The following is a 613-nucleotide window of genomic DNA, read 5'->3' as shown; positions in this document are numbered from 1 at the left end:
AAATTATTCAAAATATTTATTTGTGCGGTTAGCCGCGATCAAAAGCATTTCCTTTGCTGTTTCCACACTATAGGCGATCCGCTTGATTGTATCATTATCTATTACAATAAGATGCCCGTCAAAATAAAAGCTTCCGCCTAAAACCTCTGATAGATTTACTGGGCACTGTTCAACGGAAACATTCAGATCCATAGTCTCTAATTCTTCCGTGTTGCATAGCTCGGCGCGGATCTCAAACTCAAGACGAACATCAGGATCAATTGTGTTTTTAGGATAGATAGGAAAATTGATTTCTGTTATAAAAGCCATTGTGTAAACCTCTCTATTATGCCTTGAATGCATCGTTAGCGATAGCGGCGATCACGCCGTAAACCTGTGTACTGGTAAGCTCATCACTTTCTGCGGATTGAATGCAGGTGTTTAAATCCATCATTACATAACTAACAACAAATGATTTTTCTACGTTGGTAACAGTCACAACAAGTTTTGATTCCTGATCAGTATCTTTCTCATGCCAGAAAGTGATCTTTGTTGTAACGGGGTACTGAGTAGACACGGACGCATCTATGTGGGATTTAACGGCAGATAAGAAAAAGAAGTTGTTTGCCTTCAT

2 protein-coding genes are annotated in these 613 nt (G+C 39.2%); both read right to left on the bottom strand.

Annotated elements, in window-relative coordinates; all coding sequences use genetic code 11:
* Positions 1-3 precede the first annotated feature (3 nt).
* Positions 4-309 carry a hypothetical protein gene (locus ACLJQE_RS44705; RefSeq protein ID WP_284161747.1) on the bottom strand — a complete coding sequence of 102 codons (306 nt, stop codon included), beginning with the start codon at positions 307-309 and terminating at the stop codon, positions 4-6.
* A gap of 16 nt (positions 310-325) precedes the next feature.
* Positions 326-613 (bottom strand): hypothetical protein (locus ACLJQE_RS44700; protein ID WP_284161748.1); only part of this gene is annotated, 288 nt, incomplete at its 5' end.

Origin of the sequence: Amycolatopsis sp. lyj-346, assembly GCF_046548975.1 — a bacterium.
Lineage (GTDB): Bacteria > Actinomycetota > Actinomycetes > Mycobacteriales > Pseudonocardiaceae > Amycolatopsis.
The sequence above is the reverse complement of the archived record's forward strand: the minus strand, read 5'-3'. Positions and strand labels throughout refer to the sequence as shown.